This window comes from Kaarinaea lacus (assembly GCF_975902315.1).
On record NZ_CDLKIE010000322.1, the window covers coordinates 1 to 2,773 of the forward strand.

The following is a 2,773-nucleotide window of genomic DNA, read 5'->3' on the forward strand; positions in this document are numbered from 1 at the left end:
GACAGGACCGTAGCATTTTTATAAAGCGGTAATGTAACACCATCTGTGCCTACAGCAGCTGCATGTGCCTGCAGCGCCTGACCCATCATGGCCATTGCCTGCTCCTGATCCATTGATGGAGGCGCATCGGCACTGGCCGATTGGCCGCAGGCATCCACCTTGCTCTGGCTGACACCTGAATGTTTTATTAAATTTTGAGTCAGGCAGTCGCCATGCGCGATCATTGTCGTGTCGTTCATGGCTGTCATATCCTTTGGAAAAAGGTGATCACAACTGGACATAGTTTTTTCTACGGATGAAACGCATTTCTTTTTATTGATGCCCATGCATGACAAAAACGCTTTATCATCGCACGATGCCATTACCTGTTGCTTCATCATATCCTTCATGGGAGTCATATCGCCGGATTGCGCTGCGAGGCTCACACATAACAACGTCATAATTATAGTTACACGATAAATATTTTTCATTTTGTTTCTACCTCCTCAGTTATTATTAAATCTAATTGTTTGGTATCTCCGTCCTTAACAGTGAAGTCCCGAGTTGCTCTCACTTTATGGTCAATATTGTTTTTGATAACAAGCGCATAGTTACCTTCCGGTAAAATGGCCGACTCGTCTGGCATGTCATTACGTATGACAGCAATTGTTGGAACATAGTCTCCCTGCTGACTGGCGCTGCGATATTTTTCGGATTCATAAACGTTCAAATATATATCTTTGTTACGTTCGCTTTTTGGCTTATCCAGCCAGACGGCGGCTTTTACAATACCGCCCCTGAAAATGACCTTATGTGGAGTAACCTGCCCCGCCTTAATCGTAATTTCAGACTGCTGGGTAATATTTTCCAGCTTTGCCGTCAGGGTGTACGTACCGGATGCCATAGGCATTTCTGTCCCATTCTTGATTATGCTGAATCTTGTTGAGGCATTCTCTGGCACCGAAGGTTCTGTAATCGACCAGCTTATATTACGAATATGCGGCAGATTTTTACGGGTTAAAATAGCCTCCGGTTTAAACATACCGACTTCTATGGGTATCTCAATAACTACCGAGTTTCCCTCCCTTACCGTAAAGCTTTTTACAGCTTCTATCTTACCAAAACCCAGGTAACTTGCTTTTAAATAATATTCACCCGCGCGCAGAATAAAAGTTGATGCAGGTTGTGTAAATCGCTTGAGTGCAACGTATTTTCCTGATTCCATATCCTGTCTGGATTTAAATATGAGGTAAGTCAGATGAGAATCGTGCAGATTGATTGTGCTCGTAAGCGGGGTGCTCACATGCACTTTCGATGCATTGAATATAAAATTCAGGGACAATGGATTCCCTTCAACCACCTCTATTTTACGTTCCTGCTCCAGGCTATCAATACGCGCCTTAATCCTGTACTGACCGGGATCAAGTTTCCTGCTTAGCTCTTCACCCCTGGCACTGTTGAGTGATTGCTCAACTGTTTTACCATCTGCTGATAGTTTATAAAGCTCCCAATTTGCACTGACAGGCGCAGCGCCGGTTGTTAGCCGTGCCTTCGCTGTCATAGAAACACTCCCCGCCGATACAGCTTGCGCAGGAGGTTGAGACTGTTTTGGTTGTTGCTGTACTTGTGATTTGACTGTTTGCGGCAACTGTGGATCCACTTTTGAAGCATCGGTGGGCGTATTGATTGGTTGCTTGTCGGGCAATAGCAATACCACGCCAGCAATCAATGCGACAACAGCAGCCGATACCGCACCTTTAACCAGCAGGGTGTTACCCGCGGTATTTGCATCCGGAACGGATGCAGCCATAGCATCGTTAAATGAGGTGTCGAGTGAAAGTGGCACAGTGGCCAATGGGATAAGTGCAAGCAGTTTACGGGTGCGTTTCAATTCTTCGGCATCCTCGGTACATACCAGGCATTTATCGATATGTTTTTCAAAAGCCGCTAATTCTGCTTCTGGAATGTCGACGTCTTTATACACTGCCAACATTGAATTCATTTCAGTACACTGCTGGCGACTCTTAGCGACCTTGAGATACATGTGTTGAGTCAGCCCCTTGTCAAATTGTTGTCGTGCTCGCAACAAACTAACCTTGATATCTGATTGACTTAACTGGGTGATTGAGGCGATTTCCTGAATCGATAAGTCCTGCATGTAACGTAAAATCATTAACTCACGAAATTTATCAGTGAGCCGTTGCACACAAAAAGTAACGGCCTTTTGTGTCTGCTTCCTGGCGAGTTCTTCGGTTAGCTCACTTTCATCGGCTGATGCTGCGATGTCGATGCCTGCGTCATCCACCAGGGTTTCTTTTTTCTTTTTCCAGGTGTCATACAAATGATTTCTGGCGATGGTAAACAAATAGCTTTTTATGTTTTCAACATCACTTAGCCCGGGATCGATCATTATCTTTAGAAACGTTTGCTGTGCAACATCCTGTGCCTGGTTAGGATCATTAGACAGGCGATAGATATAGTTATAAACCGGTTCCCTGTAATCCCGGTAGATCTGTTCAATAGGAGCCTGTTTGTTCAATGCTTGTGTAGTCAAAGGGTGATGTCCCAAATATGTGCTTCTCGGTTAATAAATGTAAAAGAACCTGAACGCCTTAATTTGTGTTCAATGGTATGACGATCCGCCGAGCAATCAGGTTACAGGATTTGCGATTAATTTTATAAAAAATAATTCAGGTCGGATTGTAGCTCCCCCAGGTTGACTCTCATTGATCCACGAATTTGGAGATTAATCGAGCCTGGTCTGCCCCCCCTATTATTATTGTTCATGCCGAGC

Annotated in this window: 2 protein-coding genes; both read right to left on the reverse strand. The window is 44.5% G+C overall.

Features of this window, described 5'->3' with window-relative positions; translation table 11 throughout:
- Nucleotides 1–470: hypothetical protein (locus ACWVCM_RS10380; RefSeq protein ID WP_455201678.1), on the reverse strand; the 470-nt coding region annotated here is incomplete at its 3' end.
- Nucleotides 467–2,533, reverse strand: a complete 2,067-nt coding sequence (locus ACWVCM_RS10385; protein ID WP_455201679.1) for a sigma-70 family RNA polymerase sigma factor — start codon at nucleotides 2,531–2,533, stop codon at nucleotides 467–469. The genes ACWVCM_RS10380 and ACWVCM_RS10385, both read right to left, overlap by 4 nt.
- Nucleotides 2,534–2,773: the final 240 nt, after the last annotated feature.